General features: G+C 64.9%; 11 protein-coding genes and 1 pseudogene. 10 read left to right on the forward strand and 2 right to left on the reverse strand.

Annotated features, from left to right (window positions below):
• Positions 1-6: 6 nt before the first annotated feature.
• From glp to ybaK, 7 genes and pseudogenes are all read left to right on the forward strand, one after another.
• Positions 7-1,263, forward strand: a complete 1,257-nt coding sequence (glp, locus tag QSV46_RS28480; RefSeq protein ID WP_314959356.1) for a gephyrin-like molybdotransferase Glp — start codon at positions 7-9, stop codon at positions 1,261-1,263.
• Between the two features lie 44 nt (positions 1,264-1,307).
• Complete coding sequence (locus QSV46_RS28485; RefSeq protein ID WP_314959357.1) at positions 1,308-1,571, forward strand: sulfurtransferase TusA family protein; 264 nt, start codon at positions 1,308-1,310, stop codon at positions 1,569-1,571.
• Between the two features lie 312 nt (positions 1,572-1,883).
• The gene (locus QSV46_RS28490; RefSeq protein WP_314959360.1) at positions 1,884-3,539 is read left to right on the forward strand and encodes an OFA family MFS transporter; all 1,656 of its coding nucleotides are present in this window, start codon (positions 1,884-1,886) and stop codon (positions 3,537-3,539) included.
• A gap of 92 nt (positions 3,540-3,631) precedes the next feature.
• Positions 3,632-3,907: a hypothetical protein gene (locus QSV46_RS28495; RefSeq protein WP_314959362.1), complete on the forward strand. Its 276-nt coding sequence runs from the start codon at positions 3,632-3,634 to the stop codon at positions 3,905-3,907.
• A 269-nt stretch (positions 3,908-4,176) separates the two neighbouring features.
• Positions 4,177-5,880, forward strand: a complete 1,704-nt coding sequence (locus QSV46_RS28500) for an NADH-ubiquinone oxidoreductase-F iron-sulfur binding region domain-containing protein (protein ID WP_314959365.1) — start codon at positions 4,177-4,179, stop codon at positions 5,878-5,880.
• Positions 5,877-8,645 carry a formate dehydrogenase subunit alpha gene (fdhF, locus tag QSV46_RS28505; RefSeq protein ID WP_314959368.1) on the forward strand — a complete coding sequence of 923 codons (2,769 nt, stop codon included), beginning with the start codon at positions 5,877-5,879 and terminating at the stop codon, positions 8,643-8,645. Before QSV46_RS28500 ends, fdhF begins: the two co-directional genes overlap by 4 nt.
• Before the next feature lie 236 nt (positions 8,646-8,881).
• A pseudogene (gene ybaK, locus QSV46_RS28510) lies at positions 8,882-9,354 on the forward strand (Cys-tRNA(Pro) deacylase).
• A gap of 9 nt (positions 9,355-9,363) precedes the next feature.
• Here the strand turns inward: ybaK and QSV46_RS28515 are convergent.
• The gene (locus QSV46_RS28515) at positions 9,364-10,047 is read right to left on the reverse strand and encodes a GntR family transcriptional regulator (RefSeq protein ID WP_314959371.1); all 684 of its coding nucleotides are present in this window, start codon (positions 10,045-10,047) and stop codon (positions 9,364-9,366) included.
• A gap of 160 nt (positions 10,048-10,207) precedes the next feature.
• Between QSV46_RS28515 and tcuA the strand changes: the two genes are divergently transcribed.
• The 3 genes from tcuA (at position 10,208) to QSV46_RS28530 (ending at position 13,314) form a co-directional block, all read left to right on the forward strand.
• Positions 10,208-11,599: an FAD-dependent tricarballylate dehydrogenase TcuA gene (gene tcuA, locus QSV46_RS28520; RefSeq protein ID WP_314959373.1), complete on the forward strand. Its 1,392-nt coding sequence runs from the start codon at positions 10,208-10,210 to the stop codon at positions 11,597-11,599.
• The gene (gene tcuB / locus QSV46_RS28525) at positions 11,586-12,692 is read left to right on the forward strand and encodes a tricarballylate utilization 4Fe-4S protein TcuB (protein WP_314959376.1); all 1,107 of its coding nucleotides are present in this window, start codon (positions 11,586-11,588) and stop codon (positions 12,690-12,692) included. The genes tcuA and tcuB overlap by 14 nt, the downstream gene beginning before the upstream one ends.
• A gap of 106 nt (positions 12,693-12,798) precedes the next feature.
• A complete protein-coding gene (locus tag QSV46_RS28530) occupies positions 12,799-13,314 on the forward strand; it encodes a disulfide bond formation protein B (RefSeq protein ID WP_314959520.1) in 516 nt (171 codons plus the stop codon).
• A gap of 60 nt (positions 13,315-13,374) precedes the next feature.
• Here QSV46_RS28530 and QSV46_RS28535 read toward each other — a convergent pair whose 3' ends face one another.
• The gene (locus tag QSV46_RS28535; RefSeq protein WP_314959379.1) at positions 13,375-16,779 is read right to left on the reverse strand and encodes an acyl-[ACP]--phospholipid O-acyltransferase; all 3,405 of its coding nucleotides are present in this window, start codon (positions 16,777-16,779) and stop codon (positions 13,375-13,377) included.
• Positions 16,780-16,972: the final 193 nt, after the last annotated feature.

Here is a 16,972-nt window from a genome sequence, read left to right on the forward strand (position 1 = left end):
GGCACCATGGCGCAACTGTCGGACGATTGTTTTGCTTTCGGCGGACCGATGTTGTCGGTCGACGACGCCGTTGGTCTCATCACGACGCGGGTCAATGCGGTTGCCGATCTCGAAACGGTGGCCCTCGTCGATGCGGACGGGCGCGTGCTGGCGCGCGACATCGCGGCGCCTTTGCCGCTGCCGCCGTTCACCAACTCCGCCGTCGACGGCTATGCGGTGCGCAATGCCGACCTTCCGCAAAAGGCGGAGCAAGCGCTGCCGCTCGACGGCCGTATCCAGGCTGGCGGTCTGGCGCAGGCTGCAATCAAGCCCGGTCGCACCGCGCGCATTTTTACTGGCGCGCCAATGCCGCCGGGTGCCGACACCGTCTTCATGCAGGAAGATGTCCGCCTCGATGAGGTCGGCAGGATCGTGCTGCCGCTGGGGCTGAAGCCGGGCGCGAATGTCCGGCCCGCAGGCGAGGACATTCCCGAAGGGCACGTCGCGCTGCGCGCCGGCCAGCGCTTGCGGCCGCAGCACATCGCGCTTGCGGCGGCGTTCGGCCTTGTCAGGCTCGATGTTGTCAGGCGCATTCGCGTCGCGGTGTTCTCGACAGGTAACGAGCTTGCATCGCCCGGCGGGCCGCGCGCGGTTTCGCAGCTGTTCGACTCCAACCGTTTCATGCTGATGGCAATGCTGCGCCGGCTCGGCTGCGAGGTCAGCGATCTCGGCATTTTGCGCGACGAGCGCGAGTTGCTTGCAAACGGCTTGAAGCAGGTCGCAGGCGACCACGACCTGATCCTCACAACAGGCGGCGTTTCGACCGGCGAGGAGGATCACGTCAAGGCGGCGGTCGAGAGCATCGGCTCGCTGGTGCTGTGGCGAATGGCGATCAAGCCCGGCCGTCCCGTGGCGATGGGCATCATCGGCGGTACGCCGCTGATCGGACTGCCCGGTAATCCCGTCGCGAGCTTCGTCACCTTCGTCCATGTGGTGCGGCCGACGGTGCTGGCACTTGCAGGCAGCCTGCCCGAGCCGTTGTTGCCGATCCCGGTGCGCGCCGCGTTCACCTACAAGAAGAAGATCGGCCGCCGCGAATATGTTCGAGCCTCCTTGCGGCGCGCGGAGGGCGGCACTCTCGAGGCGGTCAAGTTCCCGCGCGAAGGTGCCGGACTGTTGTCCTCGCTGGTCGAGACCGACGGTCTCGTTGAGCTCGGCGAGGATATCACCTCTGTCGAGCCGGGGCAGAGTGTGGGCTTCTTGTCCTATGCCGGTCTGATCTGAGCGGTTGCGTTGACGTCATCGACTCATCTCGCCATGTTGCGCCCATGACCAGAACGACGCTCGATCTCGCCGGGTTGAAATGCCCGCTGCCAGCCCTGAAGACGCGCAAGGCGCTGAAGCCGTTGCAGCCGGGCGATCAGCTCGAAGTGTGCTGCACCGATCCGTTGTCGGTGATTGATATTCCGAACCTGATCCGGGAGACCGGCGATGAGGTGGAGATCACGGAGCGCAACGACGCACGCATCGTGTTTCTGATAACGAAGGCCGATCGCTCGATAGAGAATATCAATGGTGCGCCGCCCAATTAGCGAGCGGTCACTCGGTTGATACCTACCTTTTATCTATCGACATAGATCACCACTTCTGCCCAATTGGCTTCCTTCGCCGAAACGCGGAGGTCGAGTCTTGCCTGCGATACGCGAAGCAAACGGGCCCATCGAAAAGCCTGAATGCCATGTCGGGCATAGAACCTCGCTGAGGGGGTAACGTCTCAAACGCGCGTGATGATCCTGGCGCGCGTTCAACGATCATGCGGGGCAGCGGGGACATCGGCTGCGCTGCTTGAGGATCAGGATCCTATTGGCAGGCCGCTCAGAAGGGTGGCTGTAGGGGAGGATTGCATGGCTTCAGTTGAAAGCGCTGGGACACTTTCGGGCGCTGGCGCAGGTTTTCTGGATCGCGAGCGAACCATCGCGACCGCCGGCTTCAATCGCTGGCTGGTGCCGCCGGCGGCGCTGTGCATCCATCTGTGCATCGGCATGGCTTATGGCTTCTCGGTGTTCTGGCTGCCGTTGTCGCGCGCGATCGGATTGACCGCGCCGAAGGCGTGCGCAGACATGTCGCTGTTTCAGGAACTGTTCACGACCAGCTGCGACTGGAAGGTCGCCAGCATGGGATGGATGTACACGCTGTTTTTCGTGCTGCTCGGCATCGCGGCTGCGGTCTGGGGCGGCTGGCTCGAGCGCGTTGGCCCGCGCAAGGCCGGCTTCGTCTCGGCGCTATGCTGGTGCGGCGGCCTCTTCCTCGGTGCGATCGGAGTCTACACCCATCAGCTCTGGTTGTTGTGGCTGGGTTCGGGCGTGATCGGCGGCATCGGTCTCGGCCTCGGCTATATCTCGCCGGTGTCGACGCTGGTGAAGTGGTTCCCGGACCGCCGCGGCATGGCGACCGGCATGGCCATCATGGGCTTCGGAGGCGGCGCCATGATCGGTGCGCCACTGGCGAACCTCTTGATGAACTACTTCAAGGGCCCGACGTCGGTCGGCGTCTGGGAGACCTTCGTTGCGATGGGCGTCATCTACTTCGTGTTCATGATGATCGGCGCGTTCCGCTATCGCCTGCCGCCGGCCGGGTGGCAGCCCGAGGGCTGGACCCCGCCGTCGAAGGCCAACGCGATGATCTCGAAGAATAACGTCCATCTCAACGATGCGCACAAGACGCCGCAGTTCTGGCTGATCTGGTGGGTGCTCTGCCTGAACGTGTCGGCAGGCATCGGCGTGATCGGCATGGCCTCGCCAATGCTGCAGGAGATTTTCGGCGGCAAGCTGATCGGTCTGCCTGACGTCGGTTTCAACGCGCTCGATGCCGGGCAGAAGGCGCAGATCGCGGCGATCGCCGCAGGCTTCGCCGGATTGCTGTCGCTGTTCAACATCGGCGGCCGCTTCTTCTGGGCGTCGCTGTCCGACAAGATCGGGCGCAAGAACACCTACTACACCTTCTTCATCCTCGGCATCGTGCTCTATGCGCTGGCGCCGACCTTTGCGACGATGGGCTCGAAGCTGCTGTTCGTGCTCGGCTTCGGCATCATCCTGTCGATGTATGGCGGCGGCTTCGCGACCGTGCCGGCCTATCTCGCCGACATGTTCGGCACGCAGTTCGTCGGCGCCATCCATGGCAGGCTGCTGACGGCGTGGTCCACCGCGGGCATCATCGGCCCCGTCGTGGTCAATTACATCCGCGAGTTCCAGCTCGCGGCCGGCGTGCCGCGCGACCAGCTCTACAACACCACCATGTACATCCTGTGCGCGATGCTGATTGCGGGCCTGATCTGCAACTACCTGATCAAGCCGGTCGATTCGAAGTGGCACATGAAGGACGCCGATGTCGCCAAGTTGCAGGCAGCGAGCGCCAGCGCCGCGGCCGCGGGGCCGCACGGCTCCTATGGCATCGGATTTGGCGGGCTCGATGCCAAGGCGGCGTTGTTCTGGGCCTTCGTCGGCGTTCCCCTGCTTTGGGGTGTCTGGAAGACGCTGGAGAGCGCGGTCAAGATCTTCTGATCGCCGTCGAGACGGCCGTGGGATGCTCGTCAGTGCGTCCCGCGGCGTTCGCCTTTTAGACATCACCGAGAATGGGACTTAGGGGAACTTCAATGTATCGCACCCGACCTTGCCTTGCGGCCGTGTTGCTCGTCGCTGGTCTTCATGCCGCATCCGCGCAGACGGCCACGACACCGGCGGCCCCTGCTGCAACGACCGAGGCCAAGCCTGGCAAGATCAAGCTCACCATGCAGAAGTTGAAGGACATGAAGGCGAAGTGGGCGGCTAATAAGCCGAAACTCAAGGCGTGCCGTGCCGACGTGAAGGCCAAGGGCCTCGCCGGCGACGACCGCTGGTTCTACATCGAAGAGTGCATGGGCAAGAGCTGACCTAGCATAGAGAGTCACCTCGGAGCGAGAGCGCGATACGTTTTCGCTATTGCAGCATGGGAAGCCTTTATTGATCTCGAGACCAATTCAGGCTTCGTTTCATCAGTCGACGCGTCGGATCGAAGGTGAGGCCGGATCCAGGCCGCGATCCAGGGTTGCCCCTCGGGGCCGTGCTTAACTGATCTCGCGCATATGATAATTCCCTTGGCATCTGGCATGCCAGCAGCTAGAACTTGAACCGTTCTAAAAGACGAGATCGAGACGAATCGATGAGCGATGACGTGCACAAGGTCCGCCCGTTCGAGCATCCCGGTGAGGGACGCCGACGCGCTAAGGCCACCCCTAAAGGGCGCCAAGTTGATCCGACCGCCGCGCACGAGATCGAGCTTCTGCTCGGCGACAAACCGCGGCGTCGCGATCTCCTGATCGAATATCTGCACCTCATCCAGGACAAATATCACCAGATTTCCGCCGCGCATCTCGCCGCGCTTGCGGACGAGATGAAGCTCGCCTTCGCCGAGGTGTTCGAGACCGCGACCTTCTACGCGCATTTCGACGTGGTGAAGGAAGGCGAGCCTGACATCGCGCCGCTGACGATCCGGGTCTGCGATTCTCTCACCTGCGCGATGCTCGGCGGCGAGAAGCTGCTCGAGGATCTGCAGAGCGCGTCGGGTCCCGGCATCCGCGTCGTGCGCGCGCCGTGCGTTGGCCGCTGCGATACCGCGCCTGCCGCCGAAGTCGGTCACAATTTCGTTGACCACGCGACCGTCGCCAATGTCCTGGCCGCGGCGAAAGCGGGCGACACCCACGCGCATCTACCAAAATACATCGGCTACGAGGCCTATGTTGCCGGCGGCGGCTACAAGCTGCTCAATCGCGTGCGCTCCGGTGAATTGCCGACCGACGATCTCCTGAAGTCGCTCGACGACGCCTCCTTGCGTGGTCTCGGCGGCGCTGGCTTCCCGACCGGCCGCAAATGGCGTGCGGTGCTAGGGGAGCCCGGACCGCGGCTGATGGCGATCAACGGCGACGAGGGCGAGCCCGGCACGTTCAAGGACCGCGTCTATCTCGAAAGCGATCCGCATCGCTTCATCGAGGGCATGCTGCTCGGCGCGCATGTGGTGCAGGCGTCCGACGTCTACATCTATCTGCGCGACGAATATCCTGCGTCGCGCGAGATCCTCGAGCGCGAGATCGCAAAGCTGCCGCCGGGGGGCCCGATCCTGCACATGCGCCGCGGCGCCGGCGCCTATATCTGCGGCGAGGAATCCTCGCTGCTCGAAAGTATCGAGGGCAAGCGCGGTCTGCCCCGGCACAAGCCGCCTTATCCCTTCCAGGTCGGCCTGTTCGGCCTGCCGACGCTGATCAACAACATCGAGACGCTGTGGTGGGTGCGCGACATCGTCGAGAACGGCGCGGACTGGTGGAAGGGTAATGGCCGCCACGAGCGGCACGGCCTGCGCAGCTTCTCGGTCTCGGGGCGCGTGAAGAATCCCGGCATGAAGCTCGCGCCTGCGGGCATCACCGTGCGCGAGCTGATCGACGAATATTGCGGCGGCATGGCCGACGGCCATCAGTTCTATGCTTACCTGCCGGGCGGCGCATCCGGCGGCATCTTGCCGGCGGCGATGGACGATATCCCGCTCGATTTCGGCACGCTGGAAAAATACGGCTGCTTCATTGGCTCGGCCGCGATCGTGATCCTGTCGCAGCAGGACAGCGTGCGCGGCGCGGCGTTGAACCTGATGAAGTTCTTCGAGGACGAGAGCTGCGGCCAGTGCACGCCGTGCCGTGTCGGAACCCAGAAGGCGGCGCTGCTGATGCAGAAGCCGGTCTGGAATCGTGCCTTGCTGGAAGAATTGAGCCAGGCGATGCGCGATGCCTCGATCTGCGGGCTCGGACAGGCGGCATCGAATCCGCTGGCCACCGTGATCAAATATTTCCCTGACGAGTTCAAGGAAGCGGCCGAATGACCAAGATTACCTTCGAGCTCGACGGCAAGCAGGTCGAGGCCAACGCCGGCGAAACCATCTGGCAAGTCGCAAAACGCCAGGGGCGGGAGATTCCGCATCTGTGCTATTCGCCGGCGCCCGACTATCGCCCCGACGGCAATTGCCGCGCCTGCATGGTCGAGATCGAGGGCGAGCGCGTGCTCGCAGCGTCCTGCAAGCGCACGCCGTCGGTCGGCATGAAGGTAAAGACCGAATCCGCGCGCGCGGTGTCGGCGCAGAAGATGGTGATGGAGCTGCTGGTCGCCGACCAGCCGGCGCGCGAGACTTCGCACGATCCGGAGTCGAAATTCTGGCACTGGGCCGAGACCACCGGCGTCACCGAAAGCCGCTTCCCCGCCGCCGAGCGCTGGGAGACCGACGCCAGCCATCCGGCGATGCGCGTCAATCTCGATGCCTGCATCCAGTGCGGCCTGTGCGTGCGCGCCTGCCGTGAGGTTCAGGTCAACGACGTCATCGGCATGGCCTATCGCAACCATGGTTCGAAGATCGTGTTCGACTTCGACGATCCCATGGGCGAGTCCACCTGCGTTGCCTGCGGCGAATGCGTGCAGGCCTGTCCGACCGGCGCGTTGATGCCGGCTGTGATGCTGGACGAGGCGCAGACCCGCGTCACCTATGCCGACAAGAAGGTGGATTCGCTCTGCCCGTTCTGCGGCGTTGGCTGCCAGGTGACCTACGAGGTCAAGGACGAGAAGGTGATCTACGCCGAGGGCCGCGACGGCCCCGCCAATCACAATCGTCTTTGTGTGAAGGGCCGCTTCGGCTTCGACTACATCCACCACCCGCATCGCCTGACCAAGCCGCTGGTGCGGTTGCCGAATGCGAAGAAGGATTCCAACGATCAGGTCGATCCGGCTAATCCCTTCACGCATTTCCGCGAAGCGAGCTGGGAAGAGGCGCTCGACATTGCCGCCAAGGGCCTGGTCAAGATTCGCGACGAAAAGGGCGTGAAGGCGCTCGCGGGCTTCGGCTCGGCCAAGGGCTCGAATGAAGAGGCCTATCTGTTCCAGAAGCTGGTGCGCACCGGTTTCGGCTCGAACAATGTCGACCATTGCACCCGTCTGTGCCACGCCTCGTCCGTGGCGGCGCTGTTCGAAGGCCTGAGCTCGGGCGCGGTGTCGGCGCCGTTCTCGGCGGCCATGGACGCCGAGGTCATCATCGTGATCGGCGCCAACCCGACCGTGAACCATCCAGTCGCCGCGACCTTCATCAAGAACGCGGTCAAGCAGAACGGCGCCAAGCTGTTCGTGATGGATCCGCGCCGGCAGACGCTGTCGCGCCATGCGACCAAGCACTTGCAGTTCAAGCCGGGCTCCGACGTCGCGATGCTGAACGCGATGATCAATACGATCATCACCGAAGGCCTGACCGATGATCAGTACATCGCCGGCTACACCGAGGGTTTCGAGGACCTCAAGGAGAAGATCAAGGAGTTCACGCCGGAGAAGATGGAGCCGATCTGCGGCGTCCCGGCGCAAACCTTGCGCGAGGTCGCACGAACCTATGCGCGCGCAAAATCGTCGATCATCTTCTGGGGCATGGGCATCAGCCAGCATGTCCACGGCACCGACAATGCGCGCTGCCTGATCGCACTGGCGCTGATCACCGGCCAGGTCGGCCGGCCCGGCACCGGCCTGCATCCGCTGCGCGGCCAGAACAACGTGCAGGGCGCCTCCGACGCCGGCCTGATCCCGATGTTCCTGCCGGATTATCAGCCGGTCGGCCGCGACGACCTGCGCGGCGCTTTCGAAAAGGTGTGGGACCAGGACCTCGATCCCGTCCGCGGCCTGACCGTGGTCGAGATCATGAACGCGATCCACGCCGGCGAGATCACGGGCATGTATATCGAGGGTGAGAACCCCGCGATGTCCGACCCCGATCTGCAGCATGCGCGCCACGCGCTCGCCATGCTCGATCATCTCGTGGTGCAGGATCTCTTCGTCACCGAGACCGCGTTCCACGCCGACGTTATCTTGCCGGCCTCGGCCTTTGCGGAAAAGGACGGCTCGTTCACCAACACCGATCGCCGCGTGCAGCTCGCGCGCCAGGTGATCAAGCCGCCGGGCGATGCGCGGCAGGATCTCTGGATCATCCAGGAGATCGGCAAGCGCATGGGCCTGCCGTGGAATTATGCCGGCCCCGGCGACGTCTTCACCGAGATGGCAGAGCTGATGCCGTCACTCAAGAACATCACCTGGGAACGGCTGGTGCGCGAAGGCGCGGTCACCTATCCCGTCGACGATCCGGACAAGCCCGGCAACGAGATCATCTTCACCACGGGATTCCCGACCGCGAGCGGCCGCGGCAAGATCGTGCCGGCCCACGTCATCCCGCCGGACGAGATTCCCGACGCCGAATATCCGATGGTGCTGTCGACCGGCCGTGTGCTCGAGCACTGGCACACCGGCTCGATGACGCGCCGCGCCCAGGTGCTCGACCAGATCGAGCCCGAGGCGGTCGCGTTCATGTCGCCGAAGGACATGCACAGGAAGAAGCTCGCGCCGGGCGATTTCATTCGCCTCGAGACCCGCCGCGGTGCCGTCGAAGTCAAGGTCCGTTCCGACCGCGACGTGCCGGAGAACATGGTGTTCATGCCGTTCTGCTACGCCGAGGCGGCCGCCAATCTCCTGACCAACCCGGCGCTCGATCCGTTCGGCAAGATTCCAGAGTTCAAGTTCTGCGCGGCGAGGGCCGAACGCGCCGAGATGCGGGACGCGGCGGAGTAAGGGAAGGTCTCGTCGTCACCGTACACGAGGCTTGCCAAAAGCTGCTGTCATGCCTCGCCTAGTGCGCAATTGCGCACAGGGGCGGGGCATCCGGTACGCTGCGGCCCATCGATTTAATCACAACTTTCTCGGAGTACTGGATCGCCCGGTCAAGGCCGGGCGATGACAGTGATTATGTGGTGCCGGCTTGCCCCACGTCGCTTCGCTCCTCGCAATGACGGTGGTAGACGTGACCCATGTCCAAAGTCACCCCAGCCACGCGCGCGCTTGAAGCCGCCGGTGTCGCCTTCACCATCCACGCTTACGACTACGATCCCGATGCCGCGAGCATTGGCCTCCAGGCGGCCGCCGCGCTCGGTGAAGTCCCGGCGCGCGTCTTGAAGACGCTGATGGCGCTGGTCGACGGCAAGCCGTTCTGCGTTATCGTCCCATCCGACCAAGAAGTCTCGATGAAGAAGCTGGCTGCGGCCGTGAGCGGCAAGTCGGCGCAGATGATGAAGCCGCCGGAGGCCGAGCGCCTTACCGGCTACAAGGTCGGCGGCATTAGTCCGTTCGGGCAGCGCAAGCTCGTGCGCACCGTGATCGAGAGAAGCGCGCTCGCGCATGACTCGTCTATCTCAATGGCGGCCAGCGCGGCTTGCAGGTGCGGCTGAAGCCCACCGATGTACGGGATATGTTGAAGGCTGTCGTTGCGGATGTGGTCGCGTGAACGTCTCGGCTATTGCTTCTGCAACAGCTTTAATCGGCAGCGCAGCGCTTCGCGGATGTGCGCACGCGCAAGCTGTTCGGCCTTGTCGCCGTCGCGCGCGGCAACGGCCTCGATGATGGCCTGATGCTCCCCGTGGCTGGTCGCCGGACGGCCCGTCACGGTGAAGGTGGTGGGACCGAGCAGGGCGATCCAATCCTGCAACTCGCGGGAGGCGTTGTCGAGATAGCGGTTTCGCGCGGCGCGGCAGATAGCTGCGTGAAAGGCGCGGTTGAGCCGTGCCATCTCGGCGGCGTCGGTCTCGGACGCCTCGATGAAGGCCTGCTCGATGTCCCTGATGGCATCGAGTTCCGTTGCTGAGGCATGTTCGGCGGCGAGGCGGGCGGCGGCGCCCTCCATGATCTCGCGCATGGCGTAGAGCTCGAGCACCTCAGAGATGTCGAGATTGCGCACGATCAGTCCGCGACCGCCGGCGGGTTCGACGAAGCCGCGCGCCGCGAGCCGGCCCAGGGCCTCTCGCACCGGCGTGCGGCTGACCTTCAGCCGCTGCGCGACCTCCTCCTCGCGGAGGCGATCACCGGCGCGATAGCTGCCGGCCTGCAGCGCCTCGCAGAGCGAACGGAATACGGCTTCGCCCAGCGCGACACCGCCACTGCGCGCGATCGATCCGCCTGCCTTTGTCGGGCGTCTTGCCATGCATCCTCGTGGGCTCGCCACGCGCATCCTGCCCATGCAGGGACGGCGCTTGCCGGATCATCGTATATCTTTGTATACAAAGGTGCGCAATGGCGAACCGGATTGACCGGGGCCGCCGGCGGGCAGGATGTCTCCAACTCCGTCGCATCGGATAGACGGCATGAGCAGAAAATACGACGTGCTGGTGATCGGCGGCGGCAACGCGGCGCTGTGCGCCGCGATCGCGGCGCGCCGCGGCGGCGCGTCCGTCCTGGTGCTCGAAGGCGCGCCAAAGTTCTACCGCGGCGGCAATACCCGCCACACCCGCAACATGCGCTGCGCGCACGACGCCGCGACCGAGATCCTCACCGGCCCATACACCGAGGACGAATTCTGGGAGGATCTGCTGCGCGTGACCGGGGGGCAGACCGACGAGGTGCTCGCCCGCCACATGATCCGGGAGTCCAAGGACATTCTGAACTGGATCGTGGATCAGGGCGTGCGCTGGCAGCCTTCGCTCGGCGGCACGCTGAGCCTCGGCCGCACTAACTCCTTCTTCCTTGGCGGCGGCCGCGCGATGCTGAATGCGCTCTATCTCACCGCTGAGAAGCTCGGCGTCGACGTCGAATACGACGCCGAGGTCACGGACCTCGTGATCGAGGACGGCATGTTCCTCGCCGCCCGTCTCAAGCGGTCGATCAAGGGCGAGACCGAGATCCGCGCGACCTCGCTGGTTGCCGCGGCCGGCGGGTTCGAGGCCAACATCGAATGGTTGAAGCAATATTGGGGCGAAGCCGCCGACAATTTCCTGATCCGCGGCACGCCCTATAACCGCGGCTCGATCCTGAAGATGCTGCTCGACAAGGGCGTTCAGGAGGTCGGCGATCCCACCCAGTGCCATGCGGTCGCGATCGACGCCCGCGCGCCGAAATTCGACGGCGGCATCATCACGCGCCACGACTCCGTCGTGTTCGGCATCGTCGTCAACAAGCATGCGCAGCGCTTCTATGACGAGGGCGAGGACATCTGGCCGAAGCGCTACGCGATCTGGGGCCGGCTGGTCGCGGCGCAGCCCGACCAGATCGCCTACATCATCTTCGACTCGACGGTCGTCACCAGCTTCATGCCGACGCTGTTTCCGCCGATCGCCGGCCAGACGGTGGCCGAGCTGGCCGGCAAGCTGGAACTCGATCCAGCCGCGCTGGAAAAGACCATCACCGAATTCAACGCCGCGGTGCGGCCCGGCACCTTCGATCACACCATCCTGGACGACTGCCGCACCGAGGGCATCACGCCGCAGAAGACCCACTGGGCGCGTCGGATCGAGACGCCGCCTTATCTGGCCTATCCGGTGCGTCCCGGCATCACCTTCACCTATCTCGGCACGCGCGTGAACAAGGAGGCGCGCATGCTGATGGCTGATGGCAGGCCGTCAGGCAACATGTTCGCGGCCGGCGAGATCATGGCCGGCAACGTGCTCGGCAAGGGCTATGCGGCCGGCATGGGCATGACGATCGGCAGCGTGTTTGGGCGGATCGCAGGACGGGAAGCGGCGAAACATGCACGGAACTAGAACTTTGGACGAAGCTGACCGCCTGATGACGGTCTGCAATTCCTGCCGCTACTGCGAGGGTCTGTGCGCGGTATTTCCCGCCATGGAGCTGCGGCGGGCCTTTTCCGACGGAGATCTCAACTATCTCGCAAATCTCTGCCATTCATGCGGCGCCTGCTACGTCGACTGCCAGTTCTCGCCGCCGCACGAGTTCAACGTCAACGTCCCCAAGACGCTCGCGGTGGCGCGCGCCGAATCCTACGCGGCCTATGCTTGGCCGCAGGCGTTGTCCGGTGCCTTCGCCCGCAACGGGCTCGTCATCAGCATCGTCGCCGCGCTCAGCATGGCCGCCTTCATCCTCAGCTTCGCGGCGTTCAACGATCGCAGCGTGCTGTTCGGCGTCCATACCGGGCCCGGCGCGTTCTACAAACTGATGCCGCATAACGCGATGGCTGCGCTGTTCAGCGCCGCCTTCCTCTATGCGATCTTGGCCCTGGTCATGAGCGTGCGCGCCTTCTGGCGGGACATCGGCACGCCCGTCGGCGGCCGTGCCGATGGCGGTTCGATTGTCCAGGCGATCCGCGACGCCGGTGAGCTGCGCTATCTCCATGGCGGCGGCGTCGGCTGCTACAACGAGGACGACAAGCCGACCGACCGGCGCAAGCTCTACCATCACCTGACGTTCTACGGCTTCCTGCTGTGCTTCGCCGCGACCTCGGTCGCCACGCTGTACCACTATCTGCTTGGCCGCGAGGCGCCGTATCCGTGGTGGGATGTGCCCGTCGTGCTCGGCACGCTCGGTGGCATCGGACTCGTCATCGGGCCGATCGGCCTGTTCGCCGCCAAGATGCGGCGCGATCCCGCGCTGCTCGACGAGCAGCGCTATGGCATGGATGTCGGCTTCATCGCCATGCTGTTCCTGACCGGGCTCACCGGCATGCTGCTTCTGATCCTGCGCGAGACCGCCGTGATGGGACCGCTGCTGGCGCTGCATCTCGGCGCGGTGTTCGCGCTGTTCATCACCATGCCCTACGGCAAGTTCGTGCACGGCATCTATCGCTTTGCGGCGCTGGTGCGCTATGCGCAGGAGCGGCGCAGCGAAGCCGGCTCCTGAGGGGCATGGAAGGCTGGCGTATCTCTTGAGCCCGTTCGCCGATGCGCGAATCGCTTTGGGCACCGCAAAGACGAGCGCACAACGACCGGTCGGCGCGATCCTGAATATGCTTGGGCTGCTCGGGATCTCATTGGTCCTGACGGTCGCGTTCACCTACCAGCTTGCGCTCGGCGAGCTTCCTTGCCCGCTTTGCCTGCTGCAGCGGGCCGGCTTCATCGCGATCGGCATGGGGTTCCTGTTCAACCTTCGCCTCGGTGAGCGCGCCTCGCACTACGCGATGATCCTCATAGCCAGCCTTGTTACGGGTTTCGTCTCGATGCGGCAGGTATCGCTGCATCTTGCGCCCGGCGACCCCGGCTTCGGCTCGGCGCTATTTGGACTGCACTTCTATACCTGGGCGCTGATCGCCGCAGTGGGCGTCGTGTGCTATGTCGCGCTTGTCTTCGTCCTGAAGGATATGATGGGCAAGAGAGACGGAGACGCGCCGATGAGCGGGCCGGCATCGAACGCGGTGTTCGCGATCTTCGCAGTCTTGGTTGCCGCAAATCTGCTGTCCACGGTGCTGGAGTGCGGAGCAGGACAGTGCGACGACAATCCGGTCCGCTATCTCCTGCTCAAGTGACGGGAATGGAAGCGGCCGTCGCACCGCGCATTCGCCGGTGCGACGGCCGTAGGAGTGATCTCACGCCACCTCGCGCTCCGGCGCGGACGCCTGCTCGCGGGCCATCGTGGTTGCGGTGACATAGTCGGTCTTGCCGGTGCCGAGCAGCGGCACCTTGTCGACCACCATGATCGCCGCGGGCACGGTCAGCTCGGAGGCGCCGATCGCCTTGGCCTGGCCCTGCATCGCGCTGCGCTCGGCCGTCTTCTCCGTCGTCAGCAGCACGATGCGCTCGCCCTTGCGCTGGTCCGGGATCGACACGGCGACCGATGCGGCCTGCGGCCACAGCGTCGCCGCGATGCTCTCCACCGCCGACAGCGAAACCATTTCGCCGGCGATCTTGGCAAAGCGCTTGGCGCGGCCCTTGATGGTGATGAAGCCGGCCGGGTCGATCGCCACGATGTCGCCGGTGTCGTGCCAGCCCTCGGCGAGCGGTTCGAGCACGCCGGGATTCTCGGCCCTGAGGTAGCCGAGCATGACGTTCGGTCCGCGCACCGAGAGGCGTCCACCTTCCTCGATGCCGGGGACCGGATCGAGCTTGCTTTCCATCAGCGGCGACAGGCGGCCGACGGTGCCGGGGCGGTTGGCCATCGGCGTGTTCATCGCCAGCACCGGCGCCGTCTCGGTGACGCCATAGCCTTCCAGGATGCGGATGCCATAGCGCTCCATGAACACCTGACGGGTGCGGTCCTTGACCGCCTCGGCGCCGGCGATCACCAGGCGCAGGGTGCGGAAGTCGTAGGCATGCGCCGAGCGTGCATAGCCGGTGAGGAACGTGTCGGTGCCGAACAGAATCGTGGCGCCGGTCTGGTAGATCAGCTCCGGCACGATCCGGTAGTGCAGCGGCGAGGGGTACATGTAGATCGGAATGCCCGCCAGCAGCGGCATCATCATTCCCCCGGTCAGTCCGAACGAGTGGAACACCGGCAGCACGTTGAACACCTTGTCATTGGCGTTGGCGTCGACGCGCGCCAGCGCCTGCGCCGCGTTGGCGAGGATATTGCGGTGGGACAGCACCACGCCCTTGGGCGTGCCTTCCGAACCCGACGTGAACAGCACGACGGCGGGATCGTTCGCTTGGCGGGCGACGCGTGGCGCAGTGCCGGCCAGCAGACCCTTGATCTTGTCGGCTGTGCCGATCGAGGTGCGGACGTCTTCGAGATAGACGATTCGTGCCTCGGCCGAGATCGCGGCCATCAGCTTGTCGAGCTTGCCCTTCTCGATGAACGCCTTCGACGTCAGCACGGTCTTGACCTGCGCGGCTTTCATGGCGGCAAGCACGTTGACGGGGCCGGCGGAGAAATTCAGCATCGCCGGGACCCGGCCGATGCTTTGCAGCGCCATGAAGACGACGGCGACGCCCGCGGAATTCGGCAGCAGCACGCCGACATTCTCGCCGACGGCGGTGCCGGTCTCGAGCTTGCGGCTCAGGACCTGCGCGCCGAGGATCAGCTTGCGATAGGTCAGCTTGGTGCCGAGTGCGTCCTCGATGATGACCTTGCCGGTGTCGCGGTCGCGATAGGCGTGTCCGAGCGCCTCGAACAGCGTGTGATCGAGCATGGCGTTCTTCACCATGGCGTCGATCATCACGTCCTGAAGCGCGGCGCCGGCGGCGTTGCGACGCGCCTTGCCCTTCAGCGCCGGATCGACCGGCAGCTTGACTGGCGGCAGGATCGTCACCGTCACCCGCGGAAACCACGAGCGCTTGATCTGGCTGCCGTTGAGGTAGCTGAGATGCGAGCGCTGCGCGCCTTCGATGCGAATGGGCACGACCACCGCGTCGGCCTTGTCCGCGATCATCGCGGTGCCGTCATAGACCTTCATCAGCGAGCCCGAGACGGTGATGCGTCCCTCCGGGAAGATGACGACAGGTTCGCCGGCGGCGACGAGCTTGATCAGGTCGCGCGCGGCCAGCGGCTTGCTCGGGTCCATGGTGTAGTGCTTGACGACGCGCAGGAACGGTTTTGCCCACCAGGCCTTGGAGATGCCGGTATCGACGGCGAAGCTCGCGTCGATCGGCAGCACGGCGTGCAGCAGCGGGCCGTCGATCAGGCTGACGTGGTTCGGTGCGATCAGCATGCGCGTGCCTGATGGCGGCAGGTTCTCGAGCCCACGCACCTCGGTGCGGAACAGCCCGCGGAACAGCAGTCCGCCGAAGTCGCGCACGCCCTCCTTGCCCCATTTCGTCAGCACGAACCAGACCGCGCCGAAGCTGGCGATGCCTAGGCCAAAGAAGATCCAGCCGACATGCAATCCGCCCGCCTGCAGCAGCGCGACGAACAGCGAGCCGGCCACCATGAAGGCCGCCTGCAACACATTGCCGGCCGCGATGATGCGAGCGCGCTCGGACGGCTCCGACCAGGCCTGGACGGCAGCGAAGGACGGAACCACGAACAGGCCGCCGCCGAAGGCGAACGCGACGAAGTCGACCAGCATGCGCAGGCCGGCGAACGACGTCGCGAAGTCGATCGCGGCGATGTCCTGCCCCTTGGTGGTCACCCCGATCGCCCAAGCCAGATCAAGGCCGGCAAAGCCCATAATGATGGCGCCGATCGGCACCAGTGCGAGGTTCGGGCGAACGTGGCTCAGGCTGGCCGCGAACAGCGAGCCGATGGCGATGCCGATCGCAAAGATCGCAAGGCAGAGCGTCACTACACCCTCGGTGCCCCCGACGACGTCCTTGACCAGCGCCGGCAGCAACGACAGCACGATGGCGCCGACGAGCCAGAACCAGGAGACGATCACGGTGCCGTCCCACAGCCGGTGGTCGGCGTGCAGCGTCTTGAGCAGGCCGAGCGTCGAGGTCCAGGGATTGGCGTTGACGGTCAGGTCGGGCGCGGACGGCGTGGTCGCGGGAATACGGGAGGCAAAGGCCCAGGACAGCAGCGCAAGAACCACCACGGCCGATGCGACCCAGCCCATATGCGCGGAGCCGGCCACGAACTGGCCGCCGGCGACGGTGCCGAGCAGGATGGCCATGAAGGTTGCGCCTTCGACCAGCGCGTTGCCGGTGGCGAGCTCGCCGAGCTCGAGCTGGTCCGGCAGCATGGCGTATTTCACGGGCCCGAACAGCGCAGCGATGACGCCGAACAGCGCCAGCGCTGCGAACAGCAGCGGCACCGAGTGCATAAAGAAGCCAGCGGCGGCAAAGCCTGCCGCAAAGATCTCGGCGAACTTGAGCCGCCGCGCGACAAGGGATTTGACGTATTTGTCGGCGAGCTGGCCGCCGAGCCCGGACAGGATGAAATAGGGGAAGATGAAGACGGCGCCTGCGACCGTGACCAGGGCGTCGCCGTGGCCCGTGACGGCACTGTAAAGCAGGATGATGACGAGCGCGTTCTTGAGTACGTTGTCATTGAGCGCCGAGAAGAATTGCGCCCAGAACAGCGGCGCAAAGCGGCGTGACGACATCAATTCCCTGATCATGACCAGTCCTGTTTTGAAGAAGGCAGCCGAAGGTTGTTGCATTGTCGATGAGACGTCACGACCGGAAGGGGATGGGATCACGATTGCAGGGCGCCGACGACCGCGGCCTGCGCTGTTCCCTCGATCCTTCCGATCCTGTTGGTCTCCATGTGGTCTCGTTAGGTTCGCAAATATCTGGTCGCGGCGGCCTCAG

This window comes from Bradyrhizobium cosmicum, from assembly GCF_032290525.1.
Taxonomy (GTDB): Bacteria; Pseudomonadota; Alphaproteobacteria; order Rhizobiales; family Xanthobacteraceae; genus Bradyrhizobium; species Bradyrhizobium cosmicum_A.

What these genes read in the sequence shown, in the direction of transcription:
- glp (WP_314959356.1), top strand. Translation starts at nt 7, where the DNA reads ATGGCGCAACTGTCGGACGATTGTTTTGCTTTCGGCGGACCGATGTTG.
- QSV46_RS28485 (WP_314959357.1), top strand. Translation starts at nt 1,308, where the DNA reads ATGACCAGAACGACGCTCGATCTCGCCGGGTTGAAATGCCCGCTGCCA.
- QSV46_RS28490 (WP_314959360.1), top strand. Translation starts at nt 1,884, where the DNA reads ATGGCTTCAGTTGAAAGCGCTGGGACACTTTCGGGCGCTGGCGCAGGT.
- QSV46_RS28495 (WP_314959362.1), top strand. Translation starts at nt 3,632, where the DNA reads ATGTATCGCACCCGACCTTGCCTTGCGGCCGTGTTGCTCGTCGCTGGT.
- QSV46_RS28500 (WP_314959365.1), top strand. Translation starts at nt 4,177, where the DNA reads ATGAGCGATGACGTGCACAAGGTCCGCCCGTTCGAGCATCCCGGTGAG.
- fdhF (WP_314959368.1), top strand. Translation starts at nt 5,877, where the DNA reads ATGACCAAGATTACCTTCGAGCTCGACGGCAAGCAGGTCGAGGCCAAC.
- QSV46_RS28515 (WP_314959371.1), bottom strand. Translation starts at nt 10,047, where the DNA reads ATGGCAAGACGCCCGACAAAGGCAGGCGGATCGATCGCGCGCAGTGGC.
- tcuA (WP_314959373.1), top strand. Translation starts at nt 10,208, where the DNA reads ATGAGCAGAAAATACGACGTGCTGGTGATCGGCGGCGGCAACGCGGCG.
- tcuB (WP_314959376.1), top strand. Translation starts at nt 11,586, where the DNA reads ATGCACGGAACTAGAACTTTGGACGAAGCTGACCGCCTGATGACGGTC.
- QSV46_RS28530 (WP_314959520.1), top strand. Translation starts at nt 12,799, where the DNA reads ATGCTTGGGCTGCTCGGGATCTCATTGGTCCTGACGGTCGCGTTCACC.
- QSV46_RS28535 (WP_314959379.1), bottom strand. Translation starts at nt 16,779, where the DNA reads ATGATCAGGGAATTGATGTCGTCACGCCGCTTTGCGCCGCTGTTCTGG.